This window comes from Mycobacterium bohemicum DSM 44277 (assembly GCF_001053185.1).
Lineage (GTDB): Bacteria > Actinomycetota > Actinomycetes > Mycobacteriales > Mycobacteriaceae > Mycobacterium > Mycobacterium bohemicum.
This window is the reverse complement of record NZ_CSTD01000017.1, coordinates 1-1,093: the sequence shown is the minus strand read 5'-3', so window position 1 is coordinate 1,093 and position 1,093 is coordinate 1. Positions and strand designations below refer to the sequence as shown.

Here is a 1,093-nt window from a genome sequence, read left to right as displayed (position 1 = left end):
GCGTCGTCGGGGCCCGGCGGTCGGCGGCCTCGCGGGTTCGATAAGCGCGGTGGGCCTCGAGGGGATCCGCGCTCACCCGGGCGAGAACCTGTGCGAGGTCGGCCGTGCCCATCGACGATTCGACCTGCAGCGGCGTCCCGAGGAAGGCCGGCGTCCCGGCGCCGGTGAGCACCAGGAGCTGGTCGCACGTCGCGACGTCGCTCAGCGACTCCTCGGACTGCGCCGCGATGGCCACCACGACGACGCAACCGAGGTCGGCCTGACGGCGCAGCATCGCCATGACGTGGGACTCCTGGGCGGCGTCCAGGCCCGCCCCGGGCTCGTCGACCACCAGCAACGTCGGCCGGGTGATGAGCTCGACCGCGATCGAGGCGCACCGGCGGACCTCCGGTGCCAACTTTCGGATCGCGGTCGAGCGGTGCGGTGTCAGGTCGAGTTCGTCGAGCACCTGGTCCACCACGCGGTCGCGGTGCTCTTTCGAGGTGTCCGGCGGCAGGCGCAGTTCGGCGGCATACCCGAGGACCCGTTCGACGGTGAGGCGCGCGTGCAGGCACTCGTCGGGCGTCACCGTGCCGATGCGGGTCCGCATCGACTCGGGCTCGGCGTGCACGTCGTGGCCGTCGACCGTGATCTGGCCCGAGGTGAGTTCCCTGGTGCCGGCCAGCAGCGCGAGCAGCGCCGAATTGCGCGCCGGCGACGGCCCGAGGACCGCTGTTAGCGTGCCGGGTCGCGCCGTGAACGAGACGCCGGCCAGCACTTCGTGCCCGTCGACGGTGAGTCCCAGCTGGTACGCGGTCACGCCCGAGGTCCGCGCCCCCGGGCGCAACGGCAGGCGATACGTGGAGCCGCCCTCTTCGGCGCGCGCCGACGGGCGGCCCACCCGCAGCCTCTGGGTGGCCATTCGCTCGATCAGCCCCGGCCCCTTGGGCGGCGCGGGCTCTGCGCTTGACGGCAAGACGGGCGGCACCGCGGGCGGGGGCGCCTCCGGAACCGGTGGGGTGGGTCCGGCGGACCCCCGCGCCGCGGGCGGCGCCACCCGGATCTGCTGGGTGGGCTGCTCGGTCGGCGGGGCAGCCGGCGGGGGGAACCGCGG

The 1,093-nt window shown here is 74.7% G+C and carries 1 protein-coding gene; it reads right to left on the bottom strand.

Annotated features, from left to right (window positions below; translation table 11 throughout):
* Positions 1-1,093 (bottom strand): ATP-binding cassette domain-containing protein (locus BN971_RS24340; RefSeq protein WP_428978083.1); only part of this gene is annotated, 1,093 nt, incomplete at both ends.